General features: G+C 59.7%; 15 protein-coding genes. 6 read left to right on the top strand and 9 right to left on the bottom strand.

All coding sequences use genetic code 11. The features are described from left to right. Window positions 1-24 precede the first annotated feature (24 nt). Window positions 25-1,428 (bottom strand): glutamate--tRNA ligase, encoded by a 1,404-nt coding sequence (gltX, locus tag CHN51_RS16845; protein ID WP_100095718.1) that lies wholly within the window; start codon window positions 1,426-1,428, stop codon window positions 25-27. A 205-nt stretch (window positions 1,429-1,633) separates the two neighbouring features. On the opposite strand from gltX, the gene CHN51_RS16840 reads away from it, so the two are divergent. After that, window positions 1,634-3,715, top strand: coding sequence for a ComEC/Rec2 family competence protein (locus tag CHN51_RS16840; RefSeq protein WP_240616962.1), 2,082 nt, complete (start codon window positions 1,634-1,636; stop codon window positions 3,713-3,715). Here CHN51_RS16840 and lexA read toward each other — a convergent pair. Both lexA and CHN51_RS16830 read right to left on the bottom strand, forming a co-directional pair. Beyond that, window positions 3,709-4,401, bottom strand: a complete 693-nt coding sequence (lexA, locus tag CHN51_RS16835; protein ID WP_100095052.1) for a transcriptional repressor LexA — start codon at window positions 4,399-4,401, stop codon at window positions 3,709-3,711. The two genes, CHN51_RS16840 and lexA, sit on opposite strands and share 7 nt — an antisense overlap. 176 nt (window positions 4,402-4,577) lie before the next feature. Next, complete coding sequence (locus tag CHN51_RS16830) at window positions 4,578-4,970, bottom strand: helix-turn-helix domain-containing protein (RefSeq protein ID WP_100095051.1); 393 nt, start codon at window positions 4,968-4,970, stop codon at window positions 4,578-4,580. A 67-nt stretch (window positions 4,971-5,037) separates the two neighbouring features. On the opposite strand from CHN51_RS16830, the gene CHN51_RS16825 reads away from it, so the two are divergent. Together CHN51_RS16825 and CHN51_RS16820 are read left to right on the top strand one after the other, a co-directional pair. After that, complete coding sequence (locus CHN51_RS16825; protein WP_100095050.1) at window positions 5,038-5,691, top strand: cation transporter; 654 nt, start codon at window positions 5,038-5,040, stop codon at window positions 5,689-5,691. Then, window positions 5,688-6,251 (top strand): isoprenylcysteine carboxylmethyltransferase family protein, encoded by a 564-nt coding sequence (locus tag CHN51_RS16820; protein ID WP_100095049.1) that lies wholly within the window; start codon window positions 5,688-5,690, stop codon window positions 6,249-6,251. Before CHN51_RS16825 ends, CHN51_RS16820 begins: the two co-directional genes overlap by 4 nt. Window positions 6,252-6,361: 110 nt before the next feature. On the opposite strand, the gene CHN51_RS16815 is transcribed toward CHN51_RS16820, so the two are convergent. The 6 genes from CHN51_RS16815 to CHN51_RS16790 all read right to left on the bottom strand — a co-directional run bounded on the left by CHN51_RS16815 (window position 6,362) and on the right by CHN51_RS16790 (window position 11,169). Continuing rightward, a complete protein-coding gene (locus CHN51_RS16815) occupies window positions 6,362-7,051 on the bottom strand; it encodes a hypothetical protein (RefSeq protein ID WP_100095048.1) in 690 nt (229 codons plus the stop codon). Next, window positions 7,051-7,281, bottom strand: coding sequence for a lipoyl domain-containing protein (locus CHN51_RS16810; RefSeq protein WP_100095047.1), 231 nt, complete (start codon window positions 7,279-7,281; stop codon window positions 7,051-7,053). The genes CHN51_RS16815 and CHN51_RS16810 overlap by 1 nt, the downstream gene beginning before the upstream one ends. Beyond that, the gene (locus tag CHN51_RS16805; protein ID WP_100095046.1) at window positions 7,278-8,327 is read right to left on the bottom strand and encodes an alpha-ketoacid dehydrogenase subunit beta; all 1,050 of its coding nucleotides are present in this window, start codon (window positions 8,325-8,327) and stop codon (window positions 7,278-7,280) included. Before CHN51_RS16805 ends, CHN51_RS16810 begins: the two co-directional genes overlap by 4 nt. After that, window positions 8,314-9,297: a thiamine pyrophosphate-dependent dehydrogenase E1 component subunit alpha gene (locus CHN51_RS16800; RefSeq protein ID WP_100095045.1), complete on the bottom strand. Its 984-nt coding sequence runs from the start codon at window positions 9,295-9,297 to the stop codon at window positions 8,314-8,316. Before CHN51_RS16800 ends, CHN51_RS16805 begins: the two co-directional genes overlap by 14 nt. Then, window positions 9,294-10,079, bottom strand: coding sequence for a glucose 1-dehydrogenase (locus CHN51_RS16795; RefSeq protein WP_100095044.1), 786 nt, complete (start codon window positions 10,077-10,079; stop codon window positions 9,294-9,296). Before CHN51_RS16795 ends, CHN51_RS16800 begins: the two co-directional genes overlap by 4 nt. A gap of 115 nt (window positions 10,080-10,194) precedes the next feature. Beyond that, the gene (locus tag CHN51_RS16790) at window positions 10,195-11,169 is read right to left on the bottom strand and encodes a helix-turn-helix domain-containing protein (protein ID WP_100095043.1); all 975 of its coding nucleotides are present in this window, start codon (window positions 11,167-11,169) and stop codon (window positions 10,195-10,197) included. Between the two features lie 237 nt (window positions 11,170-11,406). Here CHN51_RS16790 and CHN51_RS16785 point away from each other — a divergent pair, with 237 nt between their 5' ends. The 3 genes from CHN51_RS16785 to CHN51_RS16775 are packed head-to-tail and all read left to right on the top strand — an operon-like array spanning window position 11,407 to window position 15,935. Continuing rightward, on the top strand, window positions 11,407-13,638 hold the full coding sequence (locus tag CHN51_RS16785) for a TonB-dependent receptor (RefSeq protein ID WP_100095042.1): 2,232 nt from the start codon (window positions 11,407-11,409) through the stop codon (window positions 13,636-13,638). A gap of 22 nt (window positions 13,639-13,660) precedes the next feature. Then, the gene (locus CHN51_RS16780; RefSeq protein ID WP_164089262.1) at window positions 13,661-14,056 is read left to right on the top strand and encodes a 2,4'-dihydroxyacetophenone dioxygenase family protein; all 396 of its coding nucleotides are present in this window, start codon (window positions 13,661-13,663) and stop codon (window positions 14,054-14,056) included. 10 nt (window positions 14,057-14,066) lie between these two features. After that, window positions 14,067-15,935 (top strand): AMP-binding protein, encoded by a 1,869-nt coding sequence (locus tag CHN51_RS16775; RefSeq protein WP_100095040.1) that lies wholly within the window; start codon window positions 14,067-14,069, stop codon window positions 15,933-15,935. Window positions 15,936-15,994 lie beyond the last annotated feature (59 nt).

Below are 15,994 nucleotides of genomic sequence, written 5' to 3'. Positions count from 1 at the left end.
ATTGTCCTTTCTGCTCCTGAAAACTCAGGTTTTTTCTATTTGATCTGCAAGACGTCCCAATGATTCCTCTTTGCCGAGAAGTATCAGGACGTCAAAAATTCCGGGTGAACTGGTACTTCCTGTCAGTGCCGCTCGCATAGGTTGTGCGAGCTTTCCCAACCCCAATTCGGCAGACTCCGCGATCGCTTTTATGACTTCTTCCGTTGCCTCGAGCGTCCAGTCTTCCAGATCGGTCAAGCCAAGGTGAATCGATTTAAGCAGCGTCCGTGCGTCAGCGTCTAGCAGATTTTCTGCCCGTTCGTCGAGGCCAAGTGGGCGTTTTTTAAAGAGAAAAAGACTGGATCCGGCCAATTCGACCAGATTTTTCGCCCGGCTTTTCAAAACCGGCATCGCCTGACCCAGCAATTCCGTCTCCGATAACGCCAGAGGCCTGCCCAAATCCTGTTCAATCCAGGGTGTCGCGAGGCGAACCAGATCATTATCGGCCGCTTCGCGCATGTAATGGCCGTTCAAATTTTGCAGCTTCTTGGTGTCGAAACGCGAGGGGGATTTGCCGACGCCAGACAGGTCGAACCATTCTATCGCCTGTTCCCGCGAGATGATTTCGTCATCGCCATGGCCCCAGCCGAGCCGCAGCAGATAGTTGAACATCGCATCCGACAGGATCCCCATGTCGCGATAGGCCTCGACGCCCAGCGCGCCGTGCCGCTTGGACAATTTCGCCCCGTCATTGCCGTGGATCAGCGGGATATGGGCATAGGCGGGCTCGTCCCAGCCCATCGCGCGGATCAGCGCCAGCTGGCGAAAGGCATTGTTGAGATGATCGTCGCCGCGAATCAGATGGGTGACGCCCATGTCATGATCGTCGACAACGACGGCAAGCATATAGGTTGGCGTGCCATCCGAGCGCAGCAGGATGAAATCGTCGATCTCGCTATTCTGCACCGAGACATCGCCCTGGACCATATCGGCAATGGTGACCTTGCCGGCGGTTTCGGTTTTCAGGCGGATCGCATAAGGCGCGCCCTCCGGCGCCTCCGACGGATCTCGGTCGCGCCAGCGGCCGTCGTAGCGCATCGGTTTTTTCTCGGCCCGCTGCTGCTCGCGCATGGCGGCCAGCTCTTCCTGGGTTGCGAAACATTTATAGGCATTGCCCGATGCCAGCAGTTCGTGGGCGACTTCGGCATGGCGTTCCGCGCGTTCGGACTGGAACACCGTTTTGCCGTCCCAGTCGAGACCCAGCCAGTCCAGGCCTTCTGAAATGGCATCGATCGCTTCCTGGGTGGAGCGCGCTTTGTCTGTGTCCTCGATACGCAACAGCGCTTTTCCGCCATGATGGCGGGCAAACAGCCAGTTGAACATGGCGGTGCGGGCGCCGCCGATATGCAGGAACCCGGTCGGGGAGGGGGCAAAGCGGGTTACGACCATATTTGTCTCTTTCGGCTGTTCAGCATCATTTGAATTCACGCTTGCATGATCCCTGTGATAGGATTTTGAAATGCGGGATGGATTGAGCCCGAATGGCACCACAGGCACCGGTTCCGGTTCGACTGGCACCGCCCTTAGCACGCTGTTTCACCCGCGACAATTGTCTGATTTCCGGTGCAGGATACAACTGTCCAAATTGATTGAAATGCAGCTCGAGAAGGAGCGGGACCAGCTGCCTCTCTGGGTGCCGGTGGCGCTCGGCTGCGGCATTGCCGCCTGGTATAATCTCGCAAATAGCGCCTGGTGGCTGGCTTTCATCTGCCTGTGCGGCGGGATTGCCCTGTTTGCAGTGACCAGCGGAGGCGGCATGCGGCTCGGCAAGGCGCTGTTCTGGTTCGCGCTGCTGGCGGCGGCCGGCTGCGCACTGGTCTGGTTTCGATCGTGGAGCGTCGCCGCTCCGGTGCTGGCACGACCGATTGTTACCACGTTCAATGCCGCGATCGAACGGGTCGAACCGGTATTGGCGCGTGATATGGTCCGGCTGACGCTGCGCACCGGTGAAAATTCGGGGTTGCCGCCACGCGTACGGGTGAACGTGCCGCTGGATCGGGCCGGTCCCGATTTGCAGGACGGCGCCCTGATCCAACTGCGCGCGCGGCTGATGCCGCCGGCGATGCCGGCCTTGCCCGGTGCCTATGATTTTTCCGAGCGCGCCTGGTTTCAGGGGCTCGGCGCGACCGGGCAGGCGCTGGGAGAACTCCGGCTATTGCGCGCTGCGGACCCGGTTTTCGCGCTGTCCCGATACCGGCAGCGGCTTTCGGCCCATGTCCAGTCGCGGATGGCGGGTGCCGCCGGTGCGATCGGCGCCACCCTGGCCACCGGCGATCGCGGCGCTATTGACGAAGCGGATGCCGAAGCGATGCGGCGCAGCGGGCTGGCGCACTTGCTCTCGATCAGCGGGCTGCATGTGACCGCGGTGGTCGGCGCGATCTATCTGCTGGTGCTCAAGACGCTTGCCTTGTCGCCTGCGCTGGCGCTGCGTTTCCGGCTGCCGATCGTCGCGGCGGCCTGCGCGGCGCTGGCGGCGGTCGCCTATACGCTGATGACCGGAGCGCAGGTGCCGACGATCCGAGCCTGCGTCGCCGCCTTGCTGGTGCTGGTGGCGCTGATGATGGGGCGCAGCGCAATCACCTTGCGGATGGTAGCAGCGGGCGCGCTGTTCGTGCTGATATTCTGGCCCGAATCGCTGGTCGGACCCAGTTTTCAGCTTAGTTTTGCGGCGGTGACGGCGATCATCGCGTTGCACGAGCATCCGCGGATCAAGGCGCTGCTGATGCTGCGCGAGGAAAGCCTGATGCGCCGCGCCGGACGGTTCGTCTTTGCCCTGTTCCTGACCGGTCTGGTGGTGGAAATCGCGCTGATGCCGATCGCGCTCTACCATTTTCACAAGGCCGGGCTCTATGGCGCCTTGGCCAATATCGTCGCCATCCCGCTGACGACTTTTGTGATCATGCCACTGGAGGCGCTGGCTTTGCTATTGGACAGCGTGGGTCTTGGCGCGCCGGTCTGGTGGTTGTGCGAACAGGCCTTGAGCAGCCTGATCGCGCTGGCCCATTTTGTGTCGAGCAGGCCCGGCGCGGTGACGATGCTGCCGACCATGAAGGTGATCGCATTCGCGCTGGTGCTGCTCGGCGGACTGTGGCTTTGCCTGTGGCGGGAGCGCTGGCGCTATTGGGGGCTGGTCCCGCTGCTGCTCGGCGGGCTGGTCATCGCCACCACCCGCGCGCCCGATCTCTATATCACCGGTGACGGGCGCCATGTCGCAATCCGTAACGAGCAGGGCGAGTTGGCGATGTTGCGCCGCCGCAGCGGCGACTTCATCCGCGAAATGATCCGCGAAAATGCAGGTATCGAAGGGGAATCGCAGGCGCTGGAAGACTGGCCGAACGCCACGTGCAATGGTGACAGCTGTCTGGCGACCGTATCGGCCGGCGGACGAGACTGGCAGATATTGGCGACGCGCAGCGGTCACTATATCCCGGCGCTCGCGCTGGCGGCTGCCTGTCGCCGCGCCGATATCGTGGTCAGCGACCGCCGGCTCCCGGACAGTTGCCGGCCGCGCTGGCTGAAGGCCGACCGCAGCCTGCTGTCGCAGGTTGGCGGCATGACCATCGATCTGGAGAACAGAAAAATAACCACCGCGCTAGGCTGGACCGGCAGGCATATATGGACCCGCTATAGGCCCGCCGCGAGTGGAGACGCGACCAGCGGCGACCGCGATCAGTAGCGGCGCAGCAATCCGGCCATCTTGCCCTGAATGCGCACTTCGCCCGCGCCGTAGATCTGCGGTTCATAGGCAGGGTTGGCGGGATCAAGCCGCACCCGGACACCGTCCTTGTGCAGATATTTCAGCGTGGCTTCTTCATCATGGATCAGGGCGACGACAATCTCGCCGTCGCGCGCCACTTCGGTTTTCTGGATCAGCGCATAATCGCCATCGAGGATACCGGCGTCGATCATCGAATCGCCGGATACTTCCAGCGCATAATGTTCGCCGGGGCCGAGCAGGGCGGCAGGGACGCTGAGCGCCGACTGGCCTTCCATCGCCTCGATCGGAGCGCCGGCGGCGATCCGTCCGTGCAACGGAATTTCCAGCACATCATTATTGGCGGCCGGAGCGGGATTGGAGATCACTTCGCGCACCGGCGTTTCCGGGTGCAGCGCAACGACATTGGATGGCTCCGCCTCGTGCACGCCGCCCTCGGGCAATTTCAACACTTCCAAAGCGCGCGCCCGGTTGGGCAGGCGGCGGATGAAGTGCCGCTCCTCAAGCGCGCTGATCAGCCGGTGAATGCCCGACTTGGACTTGAGCCCGAGCGCTTCCTTCATTTCCTCGAACGAGGGGGAAACGCCGCTATCCTTCAGCCTGTCATCGATGAAACAGAGAAGTTCATGTTGCTTTTGCGTGAGCATGTCCGGTGTCCTGTTCTGGGAACGAATAAAGAACAATTAAGAAACAAAACGGGGGAAGTCAAGCGGGAAGTGATTAATCTATGGGGAGAAGATCCGGAGATATGGCGGGATGAAAGCTTTGCCCCGAAGGCGGCTATTCGTGCTTTCTGTCACAGGTTGCCCTGCCACAGCCGTCTCTAGATTCGCGGGGCCAGCGTCTCGATGATTTTGCATTCGCCTACGGTTCCATGCTGGCAGGCACCGATCATCCGGCCTAGCTCGGAACGCAGCGTCGTCAGGTCGTCAATTTTTTGATCGATCTCGGCAAGATGCCTGCTCGCAATGTCATCAACCGCTTCACAGGATTGATCTTCATTGTCCGACAGGTCGAGCAATTCGCGCAGCGCCTTCAGGGTGAAGCCGAGATTTCGGGCGCGGCGAATGAAGGAAAGCCTCGCGAGATGGTTGCTCCCGTAATCGCGGTAATTTGCACTTGTCCGTGCAGGAGGTGGCAGCAGGCCGATTTTCTCATAATAGCGGACGGTTTCAACCTTTGTCCTTGTCGCCTTTGCCAGTGCTCCAATTTTCATCGCTTGACCCTATAGTTACTACAGGGTCCATAAATATCGGCGAATCGAAATTTGTCGAGGAAAAACCATGTCCGATAGTTGCTGCGCCGATGCCTGTGGAACGGGAGATGCGCTGAATGACAAACGCTGGCGGCGCATCCTGTGGATCGCGCTTATCCTCAATGCTGCGATGTTTTTTGTGGAAATGGGCGCTGGTGTTCAGGCGGATTCACGTGCGCTTCAGGCCGATGCGCTGGACTTTTTTGGCGATGCTTTCAATTATGCAATCAGTCTTGGTGTGGCCGGAATGGCGCTGGCATGGCGTTCGCGAGCGGCGTTGTTCAAGGGGGCAACGATATTGCTTTTTGGCCTATGGGTGCTGGGGTCTGCCCTATGGGCGTTTTTCAGCGGCACGACGCCGGTTGCCGAGACCATGGGCATCGTCGGAACACTGGCGCTGCTTGTGAATGTCGGCGTCGCCCTGATGCTCTTTCGCTACCGGACGGGTGACGCCAACATGCGGTCGGTGTGGATCTGTTCGCGCAATGACGCGATCAGCAATGTTGCAGTGCTTGCCGCAGCGCTTGGCGTTGCGCAGACCGGCAGCGCGTGGCCCGATCTCGGAGTGGCCGCCATTATGGCGGGTCTGGCCATTACCGGCGGCATTCAAATCATAAGGCAGGCTCGAAGCGAACTGCAATCCGTTAAAAAGAGCGGAATCGCGGTGGGAGAGGCCAGATGATACAGGCTGTACCCGTTACCGCGTTGATTATTGTCTTCCTTGCTTCGGTCTGGCGCGGCTATTCCGTAGCCCGTTCGACCGGCGACAGGGCCTGGGCATTTGGCGCGGCGAAGGGCAGACAGCGTTTGGCCGGGCTTCTATTTGCGATCAGTATCGCCGTTCTGGGAGTCGCGAGCGGGCTGGCTGCGACGCAGCCTGCTACCAGATTTGCCTCGGGCGGTGCACTGCTGGCGGTGGCGGGCACGGTTATAGTGATTGTCTCCCAAATACAGATGGGCCGGGCCTGGCGCGTGGGTGTGCGCGACGGAGACGCGCCGCTGTTCGTTAGGCATGGACTGTTCCAATTCAGCCGCAACCCCATATTCGCCGGGATGATATTGCTCGGCCTCGGCATCGCCTTGAGTGCCAGCATTTGGTGGGGCTGGGTTGCATTGCTTGTATTCACGCTAGCCTGCCATGCGCAGGTCCGGATCGAGGAAGCGCATCTGGGCAAAAATTTTGGCGCTGCCTACGAGCAGTTTTGCCACGATGTACCCCGCTGGATCGGAATTTCGAAATAATCCTGGATTGATCGCCCGAAATTCTCTTCCGATGGGATGGCGCAAAGCATTTGGAAAAAAACGCGGCTTGGTGACAGACGTATTTCGCGAAAAGCCGCAATCCGGCCTCCTCACGCGACGATTGCTTCCATCATGTTAACAAGGGTCGTGTGGCTGTCTATCGCATATCTATGGCGTAGCCCCAATTCCCGCTCGAACTTGCGGATCAGGGCAATATCGCGCTCGGGCGAGCCGTAAACCGCTATGGAAGCGTGGCAGATATAGGCGGTCTGGCCCTGTCGGCGGACGATGCGCGATGCGGTTCCGGCGATCTTTCTGCCGTTCAGGCACAGGTTATAGCTGCCGTCGCAATAGGACCCCTCGACCGGACCGACAGTGGCATCGATATACAGTTTCCCCAAAGCGTCCTGCAGCAATCTGATCAGGCCTTGATAGCTGGCTTCGGGCTGCACCGGCTGATTGCCCGCGGCAACCGCCAGAGTGATGTTCAATATGCCGGGCCGGTGGATAACGGTCGAGCCGCCGGACGAGCGGACATGGACGGGCCAGCCTGATCTGGCGCTGGCGTCCGCCGCCTCGGCGAAGCCTGCCCGTCTGGCAACGGGACGCGTCGTCACTAGGCAGTTCCGGTTCTCCCAGATCCTGAGGCAGGAAGATCCGGACGGCTGGGTGGCGACCCTGTCGATCAGCGCATCCTCGTCATCGATCGCCCGCTGTCCCGAACAAGTCTCGATCGGCGTGCCGGGCGAAATCGCACGCGCCAGGCGGCGGACGAGATCGCGTTCCATCGTCGAGGCCATTATCCTATCGAGCCGACCACTTGCCCGGGAGTGACGATTTCATCCTCTGCCACAGTGATGGATAGGGCACCGCTGGCCGGGGCAGGGATTTCAAAGCTGGTTTTCTCGACCATGATTTCGGCGACGGTCACGCCTTCCTGAACGGTTTCGCCTTCCCCATAGAGCCAGGTGGCGAGGGCGGCTTCCTGATCCGGCTCCCACTGGCCTTGCGGCACCAATATATCGGTCATTTCTGTTCTCCCATCATGGCGATGACCCTGCTCTCGATCTTCCCGGCATCGGGCAGCAGGAAATGTTCCATTACCGGCGTGAAGGGAATGGGAATATCGGGGTGGGCGATACGTTGCGGCGGGCATTTCAGCGGGCCAGGCAATGTTTCACATATTGTCGCGATGATTTCCGCGCCGATGCCGAAGCTGAGATAATCATCATCGACCACCAGCAGCCGGCCGGTTTTTGTGACCGAGGCCAGGATCGATTCCCGGTCCAGTGGCGCTATCGTCCGCAAATCGACGACTTCGGCGCTGATCCCCGCCTCGTCGAGCCTTCCGGCCGCCGCCAGCGCCTGGTGCACCGTGGCGCCGAGGCCGACGATGGTAATATCGCTTCCTTCGCGAACGACCGAGGCCTTGCCGATCGGCACGCAATATTCGCTTTCCGGTGTGTGGTTGATCGAGCCGGCAACGGTTCCCAGCCAGCCCATGCCCTGCAGGGCCTTGTGGAACATGAAAATCACCGGATTGTCGTCGCGGATGGCAGAGAGCATCAGGCCCTTGGCATCATGGGCGTTGGAGGGGATGACCACCTTCATGCCTGGCAAATGTCCGAATGTGGCGTAGAGGCACTGGCTGTGCTGGCCAGCATCGCCATAGCCGCCGCCGACAGAGGTCATCAGCACCATCGGACAGGAGACTTTGCCGCCGGAAAAATAGCTTTGCTTGGCGGCCAGATTGTAGATCGCGTCCATGCAGACGCCGAAGAAATCGACGAACATCAGTTCCACGACCGGTCGCAATCCAGAGGCGGCCATGCCGACGGCCGCACCGATAAAGGCGGTTTCGGAAATCGGCGTGTCGCGGACGCGATCTTCGCCGAAGGTTTCGAACAGTCCGGTGGTCGTGCCAAAGACGCCGCCCATTTTCCCGATATCCTCGCCCATCACCAGAACGGACGGATCGCGCTCCATTTCCTGTGCCAGAGCCTCGCTCATTGCCTTGGCGATGGTCAGCCTGCGTTCTGCAGCGGGTTTTTCGATGGTTTGATCAGGCAAAGACATGGTCAAAAGCCTCCTTGGGTTCGGGATAATCATTGCTGCGGGCAAAGGAGAAGGCCTGGTCGACCAGGCCGCGGGCTTCGCTTTCCGCGCGATCCAGCTCACTCTCTTCGAATCCCGCTTCGAGCAACCGGGTCCGGTAGGCGGGTATGGGATCGATTTCCTTCAGCCGCCTGACTTCGTCCTTCGGTCGATAGCCTTCCGGATCGCCCATGAAATGGCCCTCCAGCCGGCTGGTCTCAATCTCGATCAGGCTTGGGCCGGAACCGGACCTCGCCCGTTCAATCGCGATCCCTGCCGCTTCATATATGGCGTCGGGATCATTGCCGCCGACATGATGGCCGGGCATGGCATAGCCCGCTGCTCTATCGGCGTTGCTGGCAACCGCTGTGCAGGCGCTTTTGGGAACGGAAATGCCATAGCTATTGTCCTCGATGACAAATACCACCGGGGCCTTCCATACTGACGCGAGATTGAGGCTTTCGTGAAAAGCCCCCTGATTGGCCGCGCCTTCGCCCAGAAAAGCAACAGCGACGGCATCGCTGCCCCGCATCCGGGCGGCCATGGCGGCACCGACAGCCGGCCCCATACCCTGGGCGATAATGCCCGAGCAGGAAAAATTCACCGCTGGATCGAACAGGTGCATATGGCCGCCGCGTCCGCCGGCCAGCCCGTCCTTCTTGCCGAAAATCTCGGCAGCCATGGCGTTGAGGTCGACCCCCTTTGCAATCGCGATATGATGCGGCCTGTGGGTGGCGGTGACGACATCATCGGGGCGCAAATGGGCGCATATGCCGACGGCGCAAGGCTCTTGCCCGTCGGACAGATGCATCTCGCCGGGCAGCGGGCCCTTCGCCATATTGAAGACCGGAGTCTTGCCTTCGAAATAGGCGGGCTTGATCATATCCTCGAAATGGCGGCTCTTGACCATCTGGGCATACATCCAGAGGCGCTTGCTGTGGTTGCTGCTCATCGGGCCACCCACCCGCCGTCGATCACCAGTTCGATGCCGGTGACAAAGCGCGATTCGTCGGAGCCGAGATAGACGGCGCCCATGGCGATATCTTCCGGCATGCCGACCCGGTTCAGCGGACATAGCGCCGCGATCGCCGTCCATGGATCATAGGCCGGTACCGATCCGTTCTCGACCCATCCTTCCACCGCCATTTCCAGCATCGGGGTGCGGATGCAGCCGGGATGGATCGAATTGCAGCGGATCGCGTCGCCGTGCGCCGCCCATTCGATCGCCAGGCTTTTCGACATATGGCGCACAGCACCTTTCGACGTATTATAGGCCAGTTGATCCGGGTAGCCGACGATACCGGCGATCGAGGAAATATTGATCACCGAGGCGGAGGAACCGGATTTGCCCGATTCGCGGAGCATCGCCTCGAGCGTCTTGCAGCCCAGAAAAATGCCGTCCACGTTTACGGACATGACCTTGCGCCAGTCCGCCAGACTATGGTCCTGCATCGGTTTTACCAGTTCCAGTCCGGCATTGTTAACCAAAATGTCGAGCTTGCCGAAATGCCCGGCGACATGGTCTGCCATGGCCTGCCAGTCCTCCGGCGAGGACACGTCCAGATGCAGAGCGGTTGCCCCGATGCGCGCAGCGAGCGCCCCGGCGCCTTCGTCATTGACGTCGCCGATAATGATCCGAGCGCCTTCCTGCGCCATGGCTTCGGCGATGCCGGCGCCAATGCCCTGCGCCGCGCCGGTTATACATACGACCTTGTCTTGCAGTCGGCCTGCCATAATCCCATCCTCTTTATTTTTCTGACTGTGGGAAATAGGCGAACGCTTGCCAGTCCGCTTGTGTCAGCGGGGCAACAAAGTTGATTCTGGGCGAACTGTTAACGGAGCGATGGGCTCAGGCGCGCGGATCACTGCTCCGGCAGGATTGTTTGAACTGTCGTGGCGACTGTCCGAATTCTTTCCGGAACGCATGGCTGAAATGGGAAGCATCGGCAAAACCGCGCCGCATCGCGATCTGGGTGACCGACAACCGGCTATTGCCCGCGTCACCGAGATCGGCCTTGGCGGCGTGCAGGCGCCGCTTGCGAATCCAGCTACCAGCGCTCTCGTCGGATTCCTCGAACAGCCGGTGCAGATAGCGCGGGCTGAATTTGAACGCCGCTGCCACCGTTGCCGGGGAAAGATCGGGTTCACCGAGATTGGCCACTATATATTCCTGTACCCTGTTCAGCACGGCCTGCCGGAAAGCGGTGCTCGAGCGGTTGGCGCTTTCCGGTTTGAAGGCCGCCGCAACCAGTTCAACCGTGGCCCGCAACACGGCCGGCCGGTCTTCCGGTTCGACCAGTTCTATGGCCTGGTGGATTTGCACCAGATGGGAGTGCAGGATTGATCCGAGCCCCTTGGTGCCATCGACGCTCAGCCCGCACATATCCTCTATTCCGGGAATCATGATCTTGGCATTGTCGCGCGGGATCAATATCGAATATTGGGTCAACCGGCTGGTGTTCTGGAATTTCGCCGGACGGGTGCTGTCCCAGATCGCGATCTTGCCGTTGGTGACGACGGTTTCATTGGCGCCTTGCTCGAGAAGACATTCGCCCTGCGTGAAAAACAGCAGGCAGAAATAGGCGTCATTGCTTTTCTTGACATCGTCCATCGAACGGAATCCGGTTACCGGATCCGCCACGATATGGGTCAGCATATAGTCGTTCACGGCCCGCCGGCGCACTTCGGCTATATATCGGTCATTGAGATCCGATTTCAGGTCCCAATGAAAATGGGTGCGGTCGAGCACTTCCTGAAAACCGGGCAATTGCCTGGTCGGAGGCAGGCTGGCCGATTGCCAGCTCTCTTCCTCAATTATCTTCATATTCCCTCTCCTGCGTCGATGCTACGACGACCGCGCGGCATGCGCAAGACGGTCACGTTTTCTGGCGCAAATTGCCAAGTTTGGTGTCCCTCTGGAACAATTTTGCACCTGTCGGTTCACCTGAATACAAAAATGACGCCGTTCCCAAGCAAGAAACAACAAGCCTGCGCCGGCTAGTAAACGGGCAACTGGATAGCCGCACTCAAGACGGCTCACCGTTCAGGAGAAGGAAAAGAAATGAACAATATTTGTCGCGCAACCATAGTCGCATCCCTTGCATCGGTTTCATTGCTTGCCCACGGCACCGCGCTGGCTCAGGCCGTGCCGGACAATGTCGATACCGACGAGCAGAGCGGCGGCGTCAATGTCATCGTGGTCACGGCGCAGAAGCGGGCGCAGAATTTGCAGGATGTGCCGGTGTCCGTGTCCGCCTTCGATACGCAGATGATTGCCGACTCCGGGTTCACCAACAGCCTTTCGATCGGCGACCAGGTCCCCAATCTTGAGATCAAGACGTTCGGTGGCGTCCCGAATATATTCATTCGCGGCGTCGGCAATAATGATTTCAACAGTTCATCGATCGGTCCGATCAGCGTGTATCGCGATGACGTCGTGGTGGCATCCACCGGCAGCCAGATTTTCTCGCTGTTCGATCTGGAACGGATAGAAGTCGTCCGTGGCCCGCAGGGCACATTGTTCGGCAAGAATGCCACTGGCGGTGCGATCCAGTTTTTCTCCAAATTGCCAGACGACCGGTTCGAGGGGAATGCCCGTTTCGGCTATGGCCGTTTCAGCCTGTTTGAAGGCGAGGTGGCCGCATCGCTGCCGATCACCGACGGATTCTCGGTCCGGGTCGCCGGCATGGTCCGCAAACGGGATGGCGAAAAATTCAACCGGTTCGACGGTACGGACGCGATCAATGTCGACGAAGCTGCGGCGCGCGCGATTTTCCGCCTGCGCCCCGGCCCCGATACCGATCTCCGGCTGACCGTCGGCGGCGGCCGGGATCGCAGCGACTATCTGGAAAACAAGCCGGTGGGCACGATTAACGGAGCCGATCTGTTCGGCTATACCGATCCGTTCCCCGACGACGAGCGGTTGCTCAATTTCAATGGTCCTTCACGCAATCATTCGGACAATGTCTTCGTGAATTTCGTCGCGCAGCATGATTTCGGCGACTGGTCGATCCGCTCCCTGACCGGCTATGACAAGAGCGACGTCGACAATGGCGTGGATGTCGATGGCGGGCCGTTCCGGATCGATGAAATCACCTTTTTGACGGATGCCGAACAGTTCACCCAGGAATTCCAGCTTTCCTATGACGACGGCACCCTCAATGCGATCGCCGGCCTCTATTATTTCTACGAGGATTTTGACGCGCGCAGCAATGCCGATCTGCTTGGTGAACTGACCTTCGCCCAGGGCGCCTTGCCGGTGATCACCCAGGCTACCCGCAAGAACAAGGCCTATGCAGCCTTTGGCCAGGCAACCTATTCGGTATTGCCCGAGTTGCGCCTCACCGCTGGCGCCCGCTATACGATCGACAAGGTCCGGTCGACCCATCAGGCCGACCTGATCTCAGGGTTTTTCGATGACGATATTGCCAATGGCGATCCCATCCCGCTGGTACCATTCGCCCGGCTCAGCGATTCCTACAAGTCATTCTCCTGGCGGCTTTCGGCAGATTATGATGTCACCGATGACGTGCTGGCCTATGTCAGCGTTGACAAGGGATTCAAGGCTGGTGGCTTCAATATCGGGATTATCACCAATATCGCGGAGCGCACACAGGTCGATCCAGAAACCCTGATTTCCTACGAAGTCGGCTTCAAATCGACCCTGTTCGACCGCAATCTGAGACTGAATGTCGCCGCCTTCTATTATGATTACAGCGATCTGCAGGTCCTGTCGGTCAACACACAGGCGGGTAGTGCCGTGCCAACCCTGGGCCTCGACAATGCCGCCGATGCGAAGATCAAGGGCATAGAAGTCGAGGCGTTCGCGACGCCGACTAACTGGCTCGACCTCGGCCTGAATTTCGGCGTTCTGGATGCCGAGTTCAAAAATTACCAGTCCGGTGCGATTGATCCGGTTTCCGGCCTGCCGCGGGATTTCTCCGGTAACAGCATGCCGGGCGCGCCAAAATTCACGCTGTCGGCCAACGCCCAGGTTACCGTGCCGGTCGGGCGCTTCGAAACGCGCTGGCGGGCCGAATATAATTATACCGGCAAGAAATTCTATAATAATGCCGAGGATCCGCTGATCAGTTCCGGCGAGGGCTACGGGCTGCTTAATTTGCGGGCCTCGCTATCCGATCCGGACAATGGCTGGGAGCTGGCGGCCTGGGCCAAAAATGTCACCAACAAGGCCTATATCGTCGACGCGACCGACCTGCGCGGTTTCGGTTTCGTGCCGCGCTATTACGGCGAACGCGCCACCTATGGTGCCGAACTCCGGCTTACTTTCTAACCCCAGAAGACAGGATTTAACCATGGAAATTGTGCCTGAACTGCTGACCACTCCCGAAGATATTGGCTGGTCCAATCTGGTGGAGGGGATCGAATTCAAGCTTTTCTTTGCCAGCAAGGAAACGGGAAGATGGACGGTGTTGTTGCGTTGCCAGCCAGGCAGCTTTTTTCCCAGACACCGACATCTCGGTGCGGGAGAATATTATGTGGTCAAGGGCAAGATGGAATATCGCATGGGCGTGGCGCTCGAAGGCACCTATGGCTATGAGCCGCTGGATGTTATCCACGACCATACGGCTTTTCCGGAATATACCGAGCTCTATTTCACCAATCATGGCCCGGTCGTTTTCCTCGATGACGAAGACAATGTGACATCGATATTGGATCATTCTCTTTTAACCGAGCTGTCGAACGGATAAGCTGCTGCCGATGCATGAATATGAAAAGTCCATAGCGGATACTATCGCCGATCCGGATCGTTTCTGGCTGGAAGCCTCTTCGGAAATCGACTGGATTATAGCGCCGACTATCGGCTGGGACGAGGACAGCAACAGCTGGTTTCCCGATGGCCAGCTGAACAGTTGCTACAATGCCGTGGACCGCCATGTCGACGCGGGCAGGGCGGACCAGAATGCGGTCATCTACGAAAGCCCGGTTACCGGACGGCGGCAGACATTTACCTATCGCGAATTGCAGGCGGAGGTCGCAAGGACCGCCGGCATGATCGCGGCGCAAGGCGTGGGGAAGGGTGACCGCGTGATCATCTACATGCCGATGATCCCGCAAACCCTGTTTGCCATGCTTGCCTGCGCGCGGATCGGGGCAATACATTCGGTCGTGTTCGGCGGTTTTGCCCCGCCGGAACTGGCGAAACGGATCGATGACGCGGAGCCCAGATTATTGCTCACCGCATCCTGCGGAATAGAAGGCCAGAAAGTCATTCCCTACCAGCCGCTGGTGGTCGAGAGTCTGGCGCAGGCCCGGCACCCGGTGCCGGCCGTGCTGCTGTTCCAGCGCGAGACTCTGCGTGCCGACCTCGACGATGGCTGGGCGCAGGACTGGTCGGAAGAGCTTGCCAAGGCCAAGCCCGCCGAATGCGTTCCCCTGATGTCCCCCGACCCGCTCTATATCCTCTATACATCGGGCACCACCGGAACGCCGAAAGGGGTGGTGCGCGACAATGGCGGACATGCAGTGGCGCTCGAATGGAGCATGCGCCATATTTACGGCCTGAAGCCCGGCGAATGTTTCTGGGCGGCTTCCGACGTCGGCTGGGTGGTCGGCCACAGCTATATTGTCTACGCGCCGCTGTTCGCGGGTGCCACCGTGGTCCTCTATGAGGGCAAGCCGGTGGGCACGCCGGATGCCGGGGAATTCTGGCGGGTTATCGAGCGAAACCGGGTCTCGGTATTTTTCACCGCTCCAACCGCCATCCGCGCCATTCGCAAGGAAGACGAGGATGGCGCGCTCTATCCGGCAAGCAACTTGCCCTCGCTCCGGGCGGTGTTTCTAGCCGGTGAACGCGCCGATCCGGATACGATAAAATGGCTGGAAAAGCGCCTGGGTCGACCGGTCATCGATCACTGGTGGCAGACGGAACTGGGGTGGCCCGCGCTGGCGACCAGCCTGGGTCTGGGCGATGTGCGGCGAAAGGCTGGCAGCGCCGGTTTCCCGGTGCCGGGCTACCGGTTTCATGTTGTGGACGAAAATGGCGAGGAAGTCGCCCAGGGGAATGTCGGCAATATCGTCATAAAATGCCCCTTGCCGCCGGGTTGCTACCAGAGCCTCTGGGGCAATGAGGAAGGCTTCCAGAAAGCCTTTTCATCCTATCCCGGCTATTATGAAACCGGCGATGCGGGATTCTGCGATGTCGATGGTTTCATGCATGTGATGGGCCGAACCGACGATATCATCAATGTTGCCGGACACAGGCTGTCGACCGGCCAGATGGAAGGCGCGCTGGCCGAGGTGGAGGGGGTTTCCGAATGCGCCGTGATCGGCGCCGACGATCCACTCAAGGGAATGATTCCGGTCGCCTTTGTTGTCGCATCTGCGCAGCTGGACGAAAGCGAGCTGGCGGCAAACTGTATCGCGCATGTCCGCTCGGAAATAGGAGCCGTTGCATCGGTGCGGACCATCCATGTCGTCACCGCCTTGCCGAAGACGCGATCCGGAAAGATCCTGCGTTCGTCGTTGCGCGCGATCGCCAACGGCCAGGACGTCGTAATGCCCAACACGATCGAAAATCCCGAAGCGATCGAGACCATATTTGCCAAGGTCAGAAACGCCGGGGGCTAGCGATAGGCGCGCGGGAAACGGCTATATAATATATCCACCGGCCGATGCCCGGTCGGGGT

The sequence above is a fragment of the Sphingorhabdus sp. YGSMI21 genome, assembly GCF_002776575.1.
GTDB lineage: Bacteria > Pseudomonadota > Alphaproteobacteria > Sphingomonadales > Sphingomonadaceae > Parasphingorhabdus.
This window is presented reverse-complemented; position numbering and strand designations above follow the sequence as displayed.

Bases quoted from the DNA above. Each gene is read 5' to 3' on its own strand.
- gltX (WP_100095718.1), bottom strand. From the start codon at position 1,428: ATGGTCGTAACCCGCTTTGCCCCCTCCCCGACCGGGTTCCTGCATATC.
- CHN51_RS16840 (WP_240616962.1), top strand. From the start codon at position 1,634: ATGCAGCTCGAGAAGGAGCGGGACCAGCTGCCTCTCTGGGTGCCGGTG.
- lexA (WP_100095052.1), bottom strand. From the start codon at position 4,401: ATGCTCACGCAAAAGCAACATGAACTTCTCTGTTTCATCGATGACAGG.
- CHN51_RS16830 (WP_100095051.1), bottom strand. From the start codon at position 4,970: ATGAAAATTGGAGCACTGGCAAAGGCGACAAGGACAAAGGTTGAAACC.
- CHN51_RS16825 (WP_100095050.1), top strand. From the start codon at position 5,038: ATGTCCGATAGTTGCTGCGCCGATGCCTGTGGAACGGGAGATGCGCTG.
- CHN51_RS16820 (WP_100095049.1), top strand. From the start codon at position 5,688: ATGATACAGGCTGTACCCGTTACCGCGTTGATTATTGTCTTCCTTGCT.
- CHN51_RS16815 (WP_100095048.1), bottom strand. From the start codon at position 7,051: ATGGCCTCGACGATGGAACGCGATCTCGTCCGCCGCCTGGCGCGTGCG.
- CHN51_RS16810 (WP_100095047.1), bottom strand. From the start codon at position 7,281: ATGACCGATATATTGGTGCCGCAAGGCCAGTGGGAGCCGGATCAGGAA.
- CHN51_RS16805 (WP_100095046.1), bottom strand. From the start codon at position 8,327: ATGTCTTTGCCTGATCAAACCATCGAAAAACCCGCTGCAGAACGCAGG.
- CHN51_RS16800 (WP_100095045.1), bottom strand. From the start codon at position 9,297: ATGAGCAGCAACCACAGCAAGCGCCTCTGGATGTATGCCCAGATGGTC.
- CHN51_RS16795 (WP_100095044.1), bottom strand. From the start codon at position 10,079: ATGGCAGGCCGACTGCAAGACAAGGTCGTATGTATAACCGGCGCGGCG.
- CHN51_RS16790 (WP_100095043.1), bottom strand. From the start codon at position 11,169: ATGAAGATAATTGAGGAAGAGAGCTGGCAATCGGCCAGCCTGCCTCCG.
- CHN51_RS16785 (WP_100095042.1), top strand. From the start codon at position 11,407: ATGAACAATATTTGTCGCGCAACCATAGTCGCATCCCTTGCATCGGTT.
- CHN51_RS16780 (WP_164089262.1), top strand. From the start codon at position 13,661: ATGGAAATTGTGCCTGAACTGCTGACCACTCCCGAAGATATTGGCTGG.
- CHN51_RS16775 (WP_100095040.1), top strand. From the start codon at position 14,067: ATGCATGAATATGAAAAGTCCATAGCGGATACTATCGCCGATCCGGAT.